Raw genomic sequence first — 15,746 nt, forward strand, 5'->3', positions numbered from 1 at the left:
TAACAACCAACAACCAACAACCAACAACTGACAACTGGCAACTGGCAACTGACAACTGACAACTGACAACTGACAACTAATATTAAAAAATCAACCTAGCCTTTTTTGAATTTCTTTTTTGGGACTTTCGGCGAGCTCATCACAGGACAAGATTTTATCTAAAACGGAACGCTTCAATTCGGGTTTGTATAGGCAATAAAATACTTCAGCGATAGTCGGATTACTCTTTTTTTCAATTAATAGCTCCATTTTATCTTCTGGCTTGACCATCCCCTTTTTTAAAACGCGCACATAAATACCCGAAAATGTAGTATTAATAAACTGTTTTAATATTCCAGAGTTTCCCATTTTATGGCCAAATTTAAAACAAGGCTGTCTGGGTTGAGAAACCTCAACTATAGCCTCACCTATTTGATATTGATTTCCTACATGAATTTCTAACTCATTCAAACCTTGTACCGTTATATTTTCGCCAAACATTCCATAATTCCAACTTAAATCTGGGTATAGAGATTTCCAAAAGTCATAAAAATCGGCACTGTATAAATAACAAGCTTTATCAATCCCTCCATGAAAACGCCTGTCTACTACGTGATCATTTTCTACATCCTCTGTTCCTAAAAAAATTCCATTAACCACTGGTTTTTTATAAATCCCTGTCTTAACTTTTTTACCTCGGTAATCTATCTCGGTTACCTCACCAATATTTGTTGCAATTACTTTCATAACAGTTTTTTATTGAAATGTCACTTTATTTAAAAACAAACCAGATGCTTGAGCTATATGCTCCAATTTAATACGATACTCTTGGGGTTGAAGTGTCCGTTTGACAAAATCTAAATCTATTTCACCTTTTCCTAAGTCGAATAAAACCCCCATCATTAAACGTATTTGATTACGCTTAAAGCCTGCTCCTTTTACAGTCAAAATATACGTCTTTTCGGGAAAGAAATTTGCTTTGTATTGCTCATTAATTTCCAGACTACAATGTGTAATCACACCTTCAGTAATTGTTTTTTCATTAGAGCGATGAGCATAAGACCAATAATCATGGGCCCCTTCAAATAATTTAGCCGCTTGTTGCATTAACGGAATGTTCAACTCTTCTTGAATATTCACCATAAAAGGAGCACAAAAAGGATGAAATTTATCCCCTACTGCAAATAAATATTGATATTCCTTTACTTTAGGATGTTGAATAATGTTAAAATCCTTTGTAGTTTCTTTTATACTTAATGCACGTATGTCCGGTGGTAGATTTATATTTAATAAAGGGAAAAATTCTTCTAAGTCCAATGAAATAGTATCCACAAATAATTCCACATAAGACTGTCTGGCTGATACCATAGCATCTGTTCGCCCCACTGAAAGGGTTTTAAACTTTACACCATCATCTAAAACATACTTTAAAGTACGCTCTAACATACGCTGAATAGTATTTACTTCGGGTTGTTTTTGCCATCCATGATAGCGAAATCCTAGATATTGGATTTCTATTAAATAGTAAAATCTTTTTCTCATCATTTCCCACAAAAATAAGAACTCCATAAATAGCACACTATCTTAACTTTTAAATTTCTAATAAAATAATACGATTTATGGGAATAGCTTTTACTTGTTTAGTTATGTAATCTTTGTTACAACGACTGATACTTTAATTCATTAATTTTATATAATCAATAAAAGAATAATGCTAAAAGTTTTTGATATTATCACCTCGGCAAGTCTAAACACCATAAATTGGGTTTGGAATTGTATTACATTTAATGTCACTTGGTACACTAATTATTTTTGGGGATTAATATTCATTTCATTGTTGGTTTGGGGCATCGAAATTTTATTCCCATGGCGAAAAAATCAATCTATTTTTAGAAAAGATTTTTGGTTAGATGCCTTTTACATGTTTTTCAATTTTTTTGTTTTTTCTATTGTTATCAATGGTGTGTACAAATTAATTGAAGCTGGATTCGCAAGTATGGGTATTCAAATAAACTCATTAGCTATTATTAACATTACCGAATGGCCCATGTGGTCTCAACTACTTGTCTTTTTTATTGTACTTGATTTTTTACAATGGTTTACTCACACACTTTTGCACCGATATCTTTTTTTATGGAGGTTCCATAAAGTACATCATAGTGTAAAAGAAATGGGCTTTGCTGCGCATTTACGCTACCATTGGATGGAAAATATATTATACAAACCCTTAAAAACCTTTGGCGTAATGCTCTTAGGTGGTTTTGAACCTGAGCAAGCTTATATTGTTCATTTTATTGCTATAGCCATTGGTCATTTTAATCATTCCAATATCAAAATTACATGGGGGCCCTTAAAATATATAATAAATAATCCTGTAATGCATTTATATCATCACGCCTATGTATTACCTAAAGGTACTTATGGCGTTAATTTTGGAATTAGCCTTAGTCTATGGGATTATATTTTTAAAACTAATTATATTCCCGAAGATAGTGGAACCATTAAGATAGGCTTTAAAGGGGATGATAAATTTCCAAAAAACTTTGTACAACAATCGTTATATGGATTTTTTAAGAAAAAGAAGTGAATTTATTTTATTGAAAATTTAAATAGCTATAAATTTCCTTTCTGGAAGTTTTTTCACTCTTTTTTTATTTTTTAAAATTTTATCCAAAACCTCAATTAATTCTCCTAATTTCTTATACTCATCTGTAGTCACATCCTTAAAAAAAACTTTCTCTCTAACTCCTAGGTATTTTATTGAAATTGAAGTTATAGAAAAAGTATTAACTCCTCTTATATCCTTTTCAAGATTATTAAAATTAGTCTCCTTTAAAATTGAATAAATCAACTTCTTTTCTTGTTTTGTTAGATTAACTTTACATATAGATCCTTTACCTGTTAATGCTTTTTTATATATACCTTGTCCAGAGTTAAATCGATAATCATGTTCTTTAAAAATAGATATTTCAAAGTCTTCTGGTAATTTATCAGGTAAAGGTCTTCTATTTAAAGGTTTGTTTTCATTTAATTTCAAATCTTTCAAATTTGATGAAAAATAAGTCCATAAAAAACCTCTTGGAGAATCTATTAAATCAAAATTTAAATATTTATCGGAAACATCATGCCCTAATTTTTTAAAATAAAATTTTATCATGTAAGTTTTATATGGAATAAATTCAGAAAAAACTTTTTTTGACACTTCTATTCTATCAAGTAAAAGTAATTCTTGATCAATGTCTCTAGCAATTTCAAAAAAAACTTCTCTCTCTTCTGGGGTTAGAATTTCTTCATTTATTATAGTTTTTAATTCATTCATTTTTGAAATTGAATCACCTTCTAATGATTTAGAAATCCAAGAAAAATCGTTTAGATTAATTGAATTAGTTACAAATGCTTCAAAGTCATAATTAATAAAAGATTTATAAATTTTATTAGAGATATTTTTAAATTTAAGAGGGCATTTACTTTTATAGCCTAACAACAAATCTCTATAATCGTTTTTTTGATTGAGATATGTTGGTAAAATTCTTTGTAAAGGTTTTTTAATTTTTTTTGGCAATTTCTTAATTGGATTATCAATTAAATTTAATTCTTTTAAATTATTAGGAAGATCTGATATTTTTGCTATTTGATTTCCGCTAAAATCAATTTCTTTAAGTCCAATAGGTAAAGTATTAAAACTTTCAATTTTATTAAAACTACAATCAATACTCTCAAGCTTTAATGGTAAATCCGGAAGACTTTTGATATTATTTTTAGCACATCTTAAACTTTTTAAGTTTGGAGGTAAATTAGGTAATTTTTTAAATTGATTTTCTGAGCAATCAAATTCTATTAAATTCTTTGGTAAATATTCAACTTTTGTAAACTTATTTCTACTTATATCCAATTTTGCTAAATCATCTAAAATATTAGGAAATAAGTCTGTATTATTATTTACAAAAATTAATTTTTTAACATTAGATGGAATGTTAATTTTAGAATTAATTTTAGAATCATTAATCATTAATTCATTAACTGAAGAAGGTAAATTAATTATTCTATTTACTCTAGATTCAATTATTCTTAAAAATTTCAATCTTGGAAATGTATCAAGAATTTTCAGGTCCCAAATGATAGAACCACTTATGGTCATATCAGTTACTAATTTTGGTGATTCATAGTCATAGTTACCTGTTATACTAGTCGAATAAGAATCTATTTTATATCCACTTTGATTCTCTATATATTTAATAATTTCTTTTATATTCTGTCCAGAAATAGAATTGCAAACGAAAGTTATGAGCAACCATATTAACGTTATTTTCCTATACATTTTAACTTTTAATCGAATGAATCCCACTATTAAACGCTTTATTTAAAACAGCAACTGCTTCAACTAACAGCTTTTCATATTCATCATTATTAATTCCTTTTTCATTAAAATTAGCATTATATGAAGGCAAAATAAAATCAGCTACTATATTACCACCTAAATGCGGAAAAAACTTTTTGGCAGCTTCTAGCACATTAGCACCTCCACGTTTCCCTGGTGAAGTAGCCATTAAAAGCATAGGTTTATTTTTCCATACTTTTTGATCTATTCGCGAAAGCCAATCTAATATATTTTTAAAGGCAACAGAATAAGAACCATTATGCTCGGCTAATGAAATAATTAATGCATCGGTTTCACTAATTATATGATCAAATTCTAGCGCTTTTTCAGGAATACCATATTCTAATTCATAATCAATTCCATAAATAGGCATTACAAAATCGTTTAGATCAATTATATTTAATTGAACATTTTCAAGCTTTTTTGCGGCATAAATAGCTAGCTTTTTATTAATTGATTTTATGCTATTACTCCCTCCTATTACCAATATTTTTTTCATACATCTAATATAAAAAAATTAATTATTCAGCCTTCTATTCATAACAAAAAACCAAATTGGAGGTACTAAAGCTAATAACATCATACCTGGGTAACCTGTTGGCATTTTTGGACTTTCGGGTAATGATTTTAAAATTTGATATTTTTTACTTCCATTATAATGATGATCCGAATGGCGAGATAAATTAAATAACAGCGTACGCCCAATAACATGATCCGAATTCCAACTATGACTATGTTTTACTTTTTCATAACGGCCACTCTCCATTTTTTTTCGAAGTAAGCCATAATGCTCAATATAGTTAACTGTTTCTAATAAGCCTATTCCAAATATGGAAGCCAAAATAAAGGCTAATAATACATGTAATGAAAAAAACAAATAGATGCTTCCTAATAAAAGTAAGCTTGCTATAGTGTAAAGGATCATTCTGTTATCAATAGAAAACCAGCTTCTATTTAGTCGATTTAATCGTAAACATTCGTGTCTCCAAGCTTGCGTATAACTTCTAAAATGAGAGGTAAACCAAAAACTAAATACCCATTGATTTTTTTTGGCTGTTGCTGCATCTTCGGGAGTAGCTACATTTTTATGATGTCCCGCATTATGATAGGGTAAAAAATGTGTATCTAATGAACTTAATAATAATAACTCCCCAACAAACTGTTTTAACCTACTCCTACGGTGACCTAACTCATGCCCCACATTAATCCCCAAAACCCCACACATTAATCCCATAGCTGTTACTTTTCCATAAAAATCTACAGTACCAAAAGGAACATGTTGAATACTATTAAAAAAGTAAATTAAAAAAACAATTTGTACGGGCAGTGCTACATATAAAATCAAATCATAAATAAGCTTATTTTTTTCCTTTGCTTCTACTTCTTTTTCAAGATTAACCATATTTGGTTTTAAAAACAACTCAAGTAAAGGTACGCCTCCAAAAAACACAAACAAAGGCATAAATGTTTGTATTCCAGAAACATTAAATGAATAATACACGGTTACTGGTAACAAATACACAAAAAAATATTTTAAGCTTCTAAAAATCATAGCGCTTTAAATTTACAACTATTTTGTCTTTTTATTCAACAATAAAGTACTTTTGACTCACGCCATCATAAATTATGTAATGTCCTTAAAAACTACTACACCACATCATCATTTTGTTATTTATAAGCCTTATGGATATTTAAGTCAATTTATAAATAATGGCCCTAAGCAAGGGAAAAAGAAATTATTAGGTGCGCTTTATGATTTCCCCAAAGGTGTAATGGCAGTAGGAAGGTTAGATGAAAAATCGGAAGGTTTACTTTTTATAACCACCGATGGAAAAGTAAGTAACCTTATAAACAGTAGTCAATTTGAAAAGGAATATTATGCCTTAGTTGATGGTGCTATTAGTGAAGATGCGCTGCAAAAAATGAGAAATGGAGTTGAAATTGGATTTAATGGTAAAAAGTACCTAACTAAACCCTGCAAAGTTACTTTATTAGACGCCGAACCAAACTTACCGCCACGTAAAAAAAAGATAAGGGATGCCAGGCATGGCCCAGTATCGTGGGTTTCAATTACGTTAACTGAAGGGAAATTTAGACAGGTTAGAAAAATGACTTCAGCTGTTGGTTTCCCAACTTTACGATTAGTTCGTATTCGGGTAGGAAATGTATATATCAATACAATGAAATCTGGTGAAGTTATTCCTTTAAAAACAGCTCCTCTTGAAATTCTCTAGTTTAAACCCGAATAATGCATTAAAAAATGAGTCCACTTAAAAACAAAGTTTCCAAGTGGACTCAAACTCCATAATTATAAAATTAATTAAGGAATTAATACATCTGTAATAACATGCACAACACCATTTGACGCTTGAATATCAGCCATTGTAACTTCAACCACACCATTAAGTAACACCTTGTCATCAATCATTTCAATTGTAACTTCTGCTCCTTGTAATGTTGTTATTGTTCCTCTTTCCAATAAATCAGCAGCAGTAAGTCTACCAGTTACTACATGGTTTAGTAATACCTCTTTTAAAGCATTACCACTAGGCACAGTTTCTAATGCAGCAAAAGCGGCATTAGTCGGTGCAAATATTGTTAATGGTCCCTGACCTTCTAACTCTTCGAGTAAATTTTGTGACCGTACGACACTTACAAATGTTGATAAATCTGGGTTAGCTGCAAGACCTATAATTGAAGGTACTAACACCCCTATAATCACATGAATAATACCGTTTGACGCTTCAATATCAGCAGTCACAACTTCTATAGATCCATTTAGTAATACCTTGTCTCCAACCATTTCAATAGTGACTTCGTCACCTTGAACTGTTGTCACTGTTCTACTTTCTAATAAATCACTTGCTGTTAATTTACCCGCAGCAACATGATATAACAATACTTCTTTTAAAACATCTCCATTAGGTACAGTTTCTAGTGCAGCAAACGCATCATTAGTTGGTGCAAATACAGTAAATGGCCCTTCTCCTTGTAGTGTTTCGACTAACTCAGCCGCTTGTAAAGCCCCAACAAGAGTGGTAAAACTATCATTAGAAGTAGCAATATCTACAATTGAAGGTAATGGTGTTTCTTGCACTAGTACTTGCTCAATAACGTGTACAATTCCATTAGATGCTTCAATATCTGCCATAATAACCTGAACGTTTCCGTTTAAAAATACGCCATCTTCTCGTTGTTCAATTGTAATTTCCTCTCCTTGTAACGTGGTTACTTTACCTGCTGCTATTAAATCTGCAGCTGTTAGTTTACCTTGAGCCACATGATATGTCAGCACCTCAACTAAAGCATCTCCTTCTGGTAATGCTTCTAATTGTGCAAAAGCATCATTAGTTGGCGCAAATACGGTAAATGGACCAGTACCATTTAAAGTATCGATAAGATTAGCTTGCTCTATCGCATCAAACAATGTTGATAATGAAGGTGTAGCTAAAGCTAAATCAACAATTGTAGGATCAAGTGTAGGGATGTCATTTGGCCTAGCTGTCCACTCTCCTCTACTAAAGCCTTTTATAGACCTCAATAAAAATTGTCCCGAAATATTTCCTAGATCATCAGGTTTTCCTACTGCTAAAACAATACCTATACCTTTAACTTTTGTTATAATGTATACAAAACCATCAATAGTAAAAGCACCTCTAACCCCAGTTTCTGTTCCATTAGGTAAAGCTAATTTTCCTCTAAAAATACTAAAGTTTCTAAAAGTTCTAGTAACGGTAATATCAACATCTCCTGCTATTTCCGTTCCAGTTGATGCACCTCTTGTAATTTTAGCACTAAAATCTAAACTTAATTTATCCGCTTCGTCAGTTAGTTCTTTGGCCCCTTTATCGGACGAAGAAATAGTTTCTCCTTCTAATAAATTTTCAGATATTTTTTCAAACTCTTCAATAGTCAGATATTCTGAACCAGAAAGTGTTTCTGATACTTGCTCTTGTCCCTGATTTTCAAAATCAGATGAATCTGTTTCTTTTTCACAGGAAACAATACCTACTAGCATAAAACTTGCTAGTAAAAATCCTTGGAATTTTGTTAAAAATGATGTTTTCATATTTGTGTTATTTTGATTGATACACAAATTTAGCACCTTGCATTACTGTTTAATAAAACTTAACAAAAATTAAACAAAAGTGTTTTTTTGATCTTATTTCATTTTCATATTATCGAAATTTTACCATCTTGTAATGATGAAAAAACTTACAAAAGTAAAAAAAAACAAAACCGCTAAAATTGAATATTTTAACGGTTTTGTTAATAAAATAAGTCTTTAAATAGTATAATCTAAATGAAAGGTTGTATAATTTATTAATATCAAAAAAAAACTCTTCAACAAAAACAAGTACTAATCATTCGAAAGAATACTCAAAATATACCAAAACAATAGCATCAATGAGGCAAACAAGCCTAAACTTGCTCCCACATATTGATCTTCGGAATATTTATGAACCATATTAGAAGTTTGATATAAAATAGAGCCCGATGCCAATACTACCATACCCGCACTAAACCATAAACCTAAATTAAATCCACCAAAAAACATACCGGCAACAATTAAGCCTAAGGCTATAAACCCGCCTATGGTTAATCCTGATTTTAGAAAAGAAAAATCTTTTTTGGTAATAAGTACCACAGCTGATAAGCCTGTAAAAAGTGACAAGGTTAACACAACTGCTTGTTGTAAAATATTTTCACCACCTTCGGCAGCAATCATGGTTGCCATACCTATTAAAGGAATAAAAATAAACGCTTCTGCTATTACATATAATAATAAACCGGCATATTGCTGATTTATATTATGATTGGTATGTACCACTTTTTCTGCATAGTTAGTCGCCAACATAAAACCACCAAGCATTAGCAACCATTTCCATCCTTGTGTTAGCGAAAATGCTAAATTTACGATAGCCTCACTCTGAAAAAACACCCATTCAACAATTACAAATAACAATACAGCTAAAGCCAAATGCGTATACGTCTTTTTATAAAAAGCTACTTTTCTGTCTTCAGTAAGTGAACTTACTGGTAATGATGATTGAATTTCTTCCATTATGAATTATTTGTTTTTTATAAATATAAACAAAATTCCTACAAATTATAAGCGTACTGGAATTCCCGCTACTTTTAATTTTTCCTTTAATTTTGGAATACCAATTTCTTTAAAATGAAACACACTTGCTGCCAAGGCTGCATCTGCTTTACCCTCCTTAAATGTATCGACAAAATGCTGCATATTCCCTGCTCCACCCGATGCTATAATTGGAATATTGAGCTCGGTACTTAAACGTGCCAAAGCTTTATTAGCAAAACCATCTTTGGTACCATCATTATCCATAGATGTAAATAAAATTTCACCTGCTCCACGTTGTTCCACCTCTTTCGCCCAATCGAATAAATTAAGCTCAGTAGGTACTTTACCTCCAACCAAATGCACTATCCACTCCCCATCAATTTGTTTAGCATCAATAGCTACAGTAATACATTGACTCCCAAATTTACTTGATAGTTTATTGATTAACTCAGGGCGTTTTACAGCTGAAGAATTTACCGAAACTTTATCCGCTCCATTTTGAAGCAATATATCCACATCCTCCACCGATGAAATTCCGCCACCCACAGTAAAAGGGATATTTACTTCTTTAGCTACATTTCTGACCAAATCAGCTAAGGTCTTTCGGCGTTCTTCCGTGGCTGATATATCCAAAAAAACGAGCTCATCAGCCCCAGTTTTGGCATAAATTGCGGCCAATTCAACTGGATCACCGGCATCGCGTAAATCCACAAAATTTACTCCTTTTACGGTGCGTCCATTTTTAATATCCAAACAGGGTACAATTCGTTTTGTAAGCATTCTTTTTAGTATTAAGTACTGAGTACAAAGTACAAAGTACTGTTTCCTTAATTATAATTTTAATCTTGAGTATAGATTTTTCTCATTATTATAGAAAAAAGAGAATAGCCTTTTTGCTCTACACCTATTCTTTAGATTATCTTTTCTTAACTAATAATATATTCTTCTAATTGTTTTAAGCTAATTCGGTTCTCATAAATCGCTTTCCCTATAATGGTGCCTTCACAACCGATTTCGGCTAATTTAGGAAGTTCATCAAAGCTTGAAATACCTCCCGAAGCAATTAATTTAATATTAGGAATTTCATTCAGCATTTTTTTATACAAATCAAACGAAGGACCTTGTAACATCCCATCCTTACTAATATCGGTACAAATTACATAGCTTACTCCTTCTTTTTGATAGCCTTTTACAAACGGAATAAGTTCTTGATCACTTTCCTCTAACCAACCACTAACAGCTATTTTTTCATTATTAGCATCTGCTCCTAAAATAATTTTATCCGCTCCAAATTTAGTCAACCAATTACGAAACACATCGGCATTTTTAACGGCTATACTCCCACCAGTAATCTGACTGGCACCACTCTCAAAGGCTATACGCAGATCATCATCCGTTTTTAAGCCCCCTCCAAAGTCAATTTTTAAATTGGTTTGAGTCGCAATGGTTTCCAATACTTTATGATTTACTATATGACTTGCCTTAGCCCCATCTAAATCCACTAAATGTAAATGCTGGATTCCGTGTGCTTCAAACTGCTTGGCTATTTCTAAAGGATTTTCATTATACACTTTTTTAGTATTGTAATCTCCTTTTGATAATCGAACACATTGTCCGTCTATAATATCTATTGCTGGTATTATTCTCATAGCTTTTCAGATAATAGAAAATAGAGAAAAGAATATAGATCAATCTCTTTTCTATTTTCTTTATTCTTTTTTCTTATAAATTCAAAAAATTTCTCAAAATTTTCTCCCCAACATCACTACTTTTTTCTGGATGAAATTGGGTTCCGTAAAAATTATTTTTCTGTAACGCGGTACTGTAATTCACTCCGTAATCGGTAACACAAATAGTTTCATTACAAACTGGGGCATAAAAACTATGCACCAAATAGATGTATGATTCGTTTGTTACTCCTTCAAATAAATGGGATTTAAAATCTCTGATTTGATTCCAACCAATTTGTGGCACTTTTACCTCATTAGTAAAACGGATGACATCCACATCAAAAATACCCAAACCTTTGGTATCTCCTTCTTCAGTTGAATTACACATTAACTGCATTCCTAAACAAATTCCCAACACAGGCTGTTTTAGCGTAGGCACTAATTTATCTAATCCGCTTTCACGAAGCTTATTCATAGCACTACTTGCCTCACCTACACCTGGAAATATTACCTTATCTGCATTTTTAATTTCGTCAACATTATCACTCAACACAGCTTGGTATCCCAAACGCTCAATAGCAAATTTGATACTCTGAATATTTCCTGCTCCGTAGTTTATTATTACTATTTTCATATTTTAAAGTATACAGTAAATAGTACACAGTACAAAGACTACTTGATACACTAATTATAAAGTATATTCTTAATCTCAGTACTCTGTACTGACTACTTTGTACTAGCTTGCTTTATAGCAAGCCTTTCGTACTTGGTAAAAACATTTTATTGGCGTCACGTTTTACAGCCATTTTCATAGCTTTTGCAAAGGCTTTAAAAATACCTTCTATTTTATGATGCTCATTATCACCTTCTGCCTTTATATTTAAATTACATTTAGCCCCATCGGTAAATGATTTAAATAAATGTAAAAACATTTCGGTAGGCATATCACCTATTTTTTCGCGTTTGAAATCGGCATCCCAAACTAACCATGGACGTCCCCCAAAATCAACTGCAGCTTGTGCCAAACAATCGTCCATTGGCAAACAGAAACCATAACGCTCAATACCCAACTTATTCCCTAGTGATTTATGGAACAACTCCCCTAGAGCAATCATGGTATCTTCAATCGTATGATGCTCATCAACATGTAAATCCCCATCCACTTTTACGGTTAAATCCATAGCACCATGTCTCCCAATTTGATCTAACATATGATCAAAAAAGTCCAAACCTGTAGCAATATCATTTTTACCAGAACCATCTAAATTTAGCTTAATATAAATTTTAGTCTCATTAGTATTACGTGTAATTTCAGCTACGCGATCTTCTAATTTCAAAAACTCATAAATTTCTTTCCAGTCTGTTGAAGTCAGTGCTATACAATCCGTAATTGCTTTTTTATCACTTTCAATTTCATCGGCTCCCAATTCTGGATCTTCGGACAAATAAATGCCTTTGGCTCCTAAATTTTTAGCCAATTCCATATCAGTAATACGATCCCCCAATACAAATGAATTGGCTAAATCATACTTTTCCGTATCAAAATATTGCGTTAGCAAGCCTGTCCTTGGCTTACGTGTTTCCGCATTTTCGTGTGGAAATGTTTTATCAATATATATTTCCGAAAATACCACTCCTTCTTTTTCAAAAGCGGATACTATTTTATTTTGGGCAGGCCAAAACGTATCTTCAGGAAACGAATCCGTTCCTAGCCCATCCTGATTAGTTACCATTACCAATTCATAATCCAATTCATTTGCTATTTTAGCCATGTATTGAAACACCTTTGGGTAAAATTCCAATTTTTCTAAACTATCCAATTGGTAATCCACTGGTGGTTCAAGCACCAAAGTACCGTCTCTATCTATAAATAATACTTTTTTCATATTTATTTCGCTTTTCGATATGGCTTTAGGCTATAAGCTATTGGCCATTAGCTTGTTTCTGTTTTTTATTCTTTTTGGGCGTATCCCTACGGGTCAGGCTTTCGCTACTACTCCTCGTTCCTCCTTAGGTCGGACTGCGGGGTAACCGCTCTATCCTTTACGCTTTACTTTTCCTATTTTAATTCTGTGCAAAATTAAAGTTTAATTTTGGCATCATTGGCATAATCAAACTGCTTTAAAGTTGATAAATAGTTTCTTATTTTTTCTTCCCAAACAGTTAGTTGTTCTTTATCACTACCATCTTTGGTTTCTTGCACCAATAAGGCTCTTTCTTCAGAAAAACCAGCTATCATTTTATTATTTAATTCTTTAACAAAATCCAAGCCTTTTAATAACTTCTTTTTATTTATAAAAAGTTGTTTTCTAAACCTTCGTGCATACACTTCACATAAATCAAATTGCAACTGTTGATATGCAATAGAAGCACTTAAGCTCGAAACTCTAGTAGTATCCACCCAAGAAGCTTTTCCAACAAAAATATTTTCTATCTTCTTATTCAAGTTTTTCTTTATAAAATCAAAACCCATTACTTGATGGGTAATTAAAAACTGGCTATAAATTAATTCATTGGTATTTATACCTACTTCAATTTTATAATCATCCGCATTCAATGTATTTGTAGCGCTCCATCTTTTTTGTCCCAATGGTAAAGACTGCGCTTGTAAATTTGAAAAAAATAAACTTACTGCTAAAACAAATAATAAAACACTACTTTTCATTTTACAACTACTTTTTACTTGTTAATTATAATGATTTCAAGGCTGCTATTAACAACTTATTTTCTTCGGGTGTACCTACTGTAAATCGCAAGGTGTTTTCACATAATGCTTGTGTGGTTCTATTTCTTATTACAATACCTTTGGCTAATAATTCATTGTAACGTTTAGTGGCATCATCCACCTTTGCTAACACAAAATTAGCCTCGGTTGGATAAATAGTTTTCACAAAATCCACATTTTGTAAAGCTGCTATTAATCCACTTCTTTCTTCAAGAATCGCTTTGATTTCATTTTCAACCCCTTTTTCATCCATTAAGCGCTCCATAGCTGCTTTTTGCGTCAGCTCATTTACATTGTAAGGGGGTTTTATTTTGTTAAGTACCGCTATTACTTCTGCAGCAGCAAAACATACACCTAAACGAATACCCGCTAAACCATAAGCTTTAGAAAGGGTTTGTGTTACAATTAAATTAGGGTAATTGGACAACTCATTAACCCAAGTTGATTGATCGGCAAAATCGATATAAGCTTCATCAATCACCACTATACCCTGAAAGGTTTCTAATAATTGCTTTACCTTTTTTATGGCTATTAAATTACCCGTTGGGTTATTAGGCGAACATATAAATAGTAATTTTGAATGGGCATCTACAGCTTTTAAAATAGCATCAACATCTGGCTGGAAATCGGCTTGCAATACTACTTTACGCTCTTCAATTTCATTTAAATTTGATAATACCGTATACATCCCATAGGTAGGTGGTAGCGTTATAATATTGTCCTGTTTGGGCTGACAAAAAGCTCTAAATAATAAGTCAAGCACCTCATCGCTCCCATTGCCTAGTAAAATATGGGATTCATCAATTCCTTTTTGTGCAGCTATAATTGATTTTAAACTACGCTGTTGTGGGTCTGGATATCTATTTACTCCATTCTCGAAAGGGTTTTCATTGGCATCTAAAAACACCATTTCGGATCCATCGGAAACATATTCATCTCGAGCCGAACTGTAAGGTTTCATTGCCTTGACATTCGCTCTAACCAAATTATTTAAATTGAATTTTGTCATTTTAAGTAGTAAATAAATCTTGCTTGTCTGTTTTATGGCCCTTTAATAGGTTTTAGTCATGGTATCGGGAATGCAAATAATATAATCTGCTTTGTTCTTATTTTCCTCCAACAACTCCGATACATTTTTTTGTTCCACCGTAGATACCGTTACATAGTTTAAATTGCTATTCCGTTGTTTTAAAAACCAAAGAATCCCCTCATAACTATCGGAATGATAGGCACCATTAATATGAAAAAACAGTTTGTTTTGACTATAATTTTCTAAAATAAAATGTGCCATAGTCGCATCCTTTATGGCTTGTGCTTTTACTAATTCTGGCGTGCCATGATCCTCAAACATGGTCAGTATTTTTTTATACGTAGGTAAATCTGGATCAAACTTAATAGGCAAAGGTGCTATAAAGCGTTTTTCATCGGGTACTAAATGTTCCAATACTTTAAAACCTTCTTTATGCACTAAGCTTGCATACTGTCTAGGTACATTTGTTGCAATAAATGGAATTTTTTTACTTTTAGCGTACTCAATAATTGGTTTATAATCCGTCTCATAATTTGACCACAAACTTACTTGTGTTTCCAGTGTCCCTTCATCAATAGTATTCGATAAATAATCATTGAGTGCCGCTTGCCCATCACTTTCAAAAAACTCGGCGCCCAAAATTAATGCCCGTTGTTTACTTAAATCACGTACTAATTCCAACTCCAACCAATGTGCAATGGGGTTATTATGAAGTTCGCCAAAAAGAAGGATATCATTTTTTGATAGTCCCCCTAGCATTTTTTCATATTTCACTACTTTACCTTTAGCATTATAGATTACATACGCTGCTTTTTGTCCAAATACAGACAATGTTGTTAAAAATAATATGACATATGTAATTAATAGCTTCATAATAA

General features: G+C 32.1%; 16 protein-coding genes. 2 read left to right on the forward strand and 14 right to left on the reverse strand.

The genetic code is table 11. The features are described from left to right. Positions 1-90: 90 nt before the first annotated feature. Complete coding sequence (locus KQA_RS0204455) at positions 91-726, reverse strand: MOSC domain-containing protein (RefSeq protein WP_010178510.1); 636 nt, start codon at positions 724-726, stop codon at positions 91-93. A gap of 9 nt (positions 727-735) precedes the next feature. Beyond that, the gene (locus KQA_RS0204460; protein ID WP_010178511.1) at positions 736-1,548 is read right to left on the reverse strand and encodes a tRNA pseudouridine synthase A; all 813 of its coding nucleotides are present in this window, start codon (positions 1,546-1,548) and stop codon (positions 736-738) included. Between the two features lie 142 nt (positions 1,549-1,690). Between KQA_RS0204460 and KQA_RS0204465 the strand changes: the two genes are divergently transcribed. Continuing rightward, positions 1,691-2,566 carry a sterol desaturase family protein gene (locus tag KQA_RS0204465; protein ID WP_010178513.1) on the forward strand — a complete coding sequence of 292 codons (876 nt, stop codon included), beginning with the start codon at positions 1,691-1,693 and terminating at the stop codon, positions 2,564-2,566. A gap of 18 nt (positions 2,567-2,584) precedes the next feature. Here the strand turns inward: KQA_RS0204465 and KQA_RS0204470 are convergent, their stop codons facing one another. From KQA_RS0204470 to KQA_RS0204480, 3 genes are read right to left on the reverse strand one after another with little or no spacing between them, the layout of a single operon-like run. Further along, complete coding sequence (locus KQA_RS0204470) at positions 2,585-4,297, reverse strand: NEL-type E3 ubiquitin ligase domain-containing protein (protein ID WP_010178516.1); 1,713 nt, start codon at positions 4,295-4,297, stop codon at positions 2,585-2,587. Between the two features lies 1 nt (position 4,298). Then, positions 4,299-4,856, reverse strand: a complete 558-nt coding sequence (locus KQA_RS0204475; RefSeq protein ID WP_010178517.1) for an NADPH-dependent FMN reductase — start codon at positions 4,854-4,856, stop codon at positions 4,299-4,301. 18 nt (positions 4,857-4,874) lie between these two features. Then, on the reverse strand, positions 4,875-5,909 hold the full coding sequence (locus KQA_RS0204480) for an alkane 1-monooxygenase (protein ID WP_010178519.1): 1,035 nt from the start codon (positions 5,907-5,909) through the stop codon (positions 4,875-4,877). A 79-nt stretch (positions 5,910-5,988) separates the two neighbouring features. Between KQA_RS0204480 and KQA_RS0204485 the strand changes: the two genes are divergently transcribed. Further along, entirely contained in the window at positions 5,989-6,591 is a 603-nt protein-coding gene (locus KQA_RS0204485; protein ID WP_010178521.1) for a pseudouridine synthase, read from the forward strand. A gap of 86 nt (positions 6,592-6,677) precedes the next feature. On the opposite strand, the gene KQA_RS0204490 is transcribed toward KQA_RS0204485, so the two are convergent. The 9 genes from KQA_RS0204490 to KQA_RS0204530 all read right to left on the reverse strand — a co-directional run bounded on the left by KQA_RS0204490 (position 6,678) and on the right by KQA_RS0204530 (position 15,741). After that, positions 6,678-8,426 (reverse strand): fasciclin domain-containing protein, encoded by a 1,749-nt coding sequence (locus KQA_RS0204490; protein ID WP_010178523.1) that lies wholly within the window; start codon positions 8,424-8,426, stop codon positions 6,678-6,680. A gap of 291 nt (positions 8,427-8,717) precedes the next feature. After that, a complete protein-coding gene (locus tag KQA_RS0204495; RefSeq protein WP_010178524.1) occupies positions 8,718-9,422 on the reverse strand; it encodes a Bax inhibitor-1/YccA family protein in 705 nt (234 codons plus the stop codon). A 45-nt stretch (positions 9,423-9,467) separates the two neighbouring features. Continuing rightward, positions 9,468-10,223, reverse strand: coding sequence for an imidazole glycerol phosphate synthase subunit HisF (gene hisF, locus KQA_RS0204500; protein WP_010178527.1), 756 nt, complete (start codon positions 10,221-10,223; stop codon positions 9,468-9,470). A 146-nt stretch (positions 10,224-10,369) separates the two neighbouring features. Continuing rightward, on the reverse strand, positions 10,370-11,092 hold the full coding sequence (gene hisA, locus KQA_RS0204505) for a 1-(5-phosphoribosyl)-5-[(5-phosphoribosylamino)methylideneamino]imidazole-4-carboxamide isomerase (RefSeq protein WP_010178528.1): 723 nt from the start codon (positions 11,090-11,092) through the stop codon (positions 10,370-10,372). Positions 11,093-11,165: 73 nt separating this feature from the next. Further along, entirely contained in the window at positions 11,166-11,747 is a 582-nt protein-coding gene (gene hisH / locus KQA_RS0204510; protein ID WP_010178530.1) for an imidazole glycerol phosphate synthase subunit HisH, read from the reverse strand. Positions 11,748-11,859: 112 nt separating this feature from the next. Next, entirely contained in the window at positions 11,860-12,999 is a 1,140-nt protein-coding gene (hisB, locus tag KQA_RS0204515; RefSeq protein WP_010178532.1) for a bifunctional histidinol-phosphatase/imidazoleglycerol-phosphate dehydratase HisB, read from the reverse strand. A 194-nt stretch (positions 13,000-13,193) separates the two neighbouring features. Continuing rightward, positions 13,194-13,778 (reverse strand): hypothetical protein, encoded by a 585-nt coding sequence (locus KQA_RS0204520; RefSeq protein WP_010178535.1) that lies wholly within the window; start codon positions 13,776-13,778, stop codon positions 13,194-13,196. 25 nt (positions 13,779-13,803) lie between these two features. Further along, entirely contained in the window at positions 13,804-14,847 is a 1,044-nt protein-coding gene (gene hisC / locus KQA_RS0204525) for a histidinol-phosphate transaminase (protein WP_010178536.1), read from the reverse strand. 42 nt (positions 14,848-14,889) lie between these two features. Next, positions 14,890-15,741, reverse strand: a complete 852-nt coding sequence (locus tag KQA_RS0204530) for a ChaN family lipoprotein (RefSeq protein WP_010178538.1) — start codon at positions 15,739-15,741, stop codon at positions 14,890-14,892. Between the last annotated feature and the right edge of the window lie 5 nt (positions 15,742-15,746).

The sequence above is a fragment of the Aquimarina agarilytica ZC1 genome, assembly GCF_000255455.1.
Taxonomy (GTDB): Bacteria; Bacteroidota; Bacteroidia; order Flavobacteriales; family Flavobacteriaceae; genus Aquimarina; species Aquimarina agarilytica.

Bases quoted from the DNA above. Each gene is read 5' to 3' on its own strand.
- hisF (WP_010178527.1), bottom strand. From the start codon at position 10,223: ATGCTTACAAAACGAATTGTACCCTGTTTGGATATTAAAAATGGACGC.
- hisC (WP_010178536.1), bottom strand. From the start codon at position 14,847: ATGACAAAATTCAATTTAAATAATTTGGTTAGAGCGAATGTCAAGGCA.
- hisA (WP_010178528.1), bottom strand. From the start codon at position 11,092: ATGAGAATAATACCAGCAATAGATATTATAGACGGACAATGTGTTCGA.
- KQA_RS0204475 (WP_010178517.1), bottom strand. From the start codon at position 4,856: ATGAAAAAAATATTGGTAATAGGAGGGAGTAATAGCATAAAATCAATT.
- KQA_RS0204485 (WP_010178521.1), top strand. From the start codon at position 5,989: ATGTCCTTAAAAACTACTACACCACATCATCATTTTGTTATTTATAAG.
- KQA_RS0204455 (WP_010178510.1), bottom strand. From the start codon at position 726: ATGAAAGTAATTGCAACAAATATTGGTGAGGTAACCGAGATAGATTAC.
- KQA_RS0204490 (WP_010178523.1), bottom strand. From the start codon at position 8,426: ATGAAAACATCATTTTTAACAAAATTCCAAGGATTTTTACTAGCAAGT.
- KQA_RS0204465 (WP_010178513.1), top strand. From the start codon at position 1,691: ATGCTAAAAGTTTTTGATATTATCACCTCGGCAAGTCTAAACACCATA.
- hisH (WP_010178530.1), bottom strand. From the start codon at position 11,747: ATGAAAATAGTAATAATAAACTACGGAGCAGGAAATATTCAGAGTATC.
- KQA_RS0204520 (WP_010178535.1), bottom strand. From the start codon at position 13,778: ATGAAAAGTAGTGTTTTATTATTTGTTTTAGCAGTAAGTTTATTTTTT.
- KQA_RS0204480 (WP_010178519.1), bottom strand. From the start codon at position 5,909: ATGATTTTTAGAAGCTTAAAATATTTTTTTGTGTATTTGTTACCAGTA.
- hisB (WP_010178532.1), bottom strand. From the start codon at position 12,999: ATGAAAAAAGTATTATTTATAGATAGAGACGGTACTTTGGTGCTTGAA.
- KQA_RS0204460 (WP_010178511.1), bottom strand. From the start codon at position 1,548: ATGGAGTTCTTATTTTTGTGGGAAATGATGAGAAAAAGATTTTACTAT.
- KQA_RS0204470 (WP_010178516.1), bottom strand. From the start codon at position 4,297: ATGTATAGGAAAATAACGTTAATATGGTTGCTCATAACTTTCGTTTGC.
- KQA_RS0204495 (WP_010178524.1), bottom strand. From the start codon at position 9,422: ATGGAAGAAATTCAATCATCATTACCAGTAAGTTCACTTACTGAAGAC.
- KQA_RS0204530 (WP_010178538.1), bottom strand. From the start codon at position 15,741: ATGAAGCTATTAATTACATATGTCATATTATTTTTAACAACATTGTCT.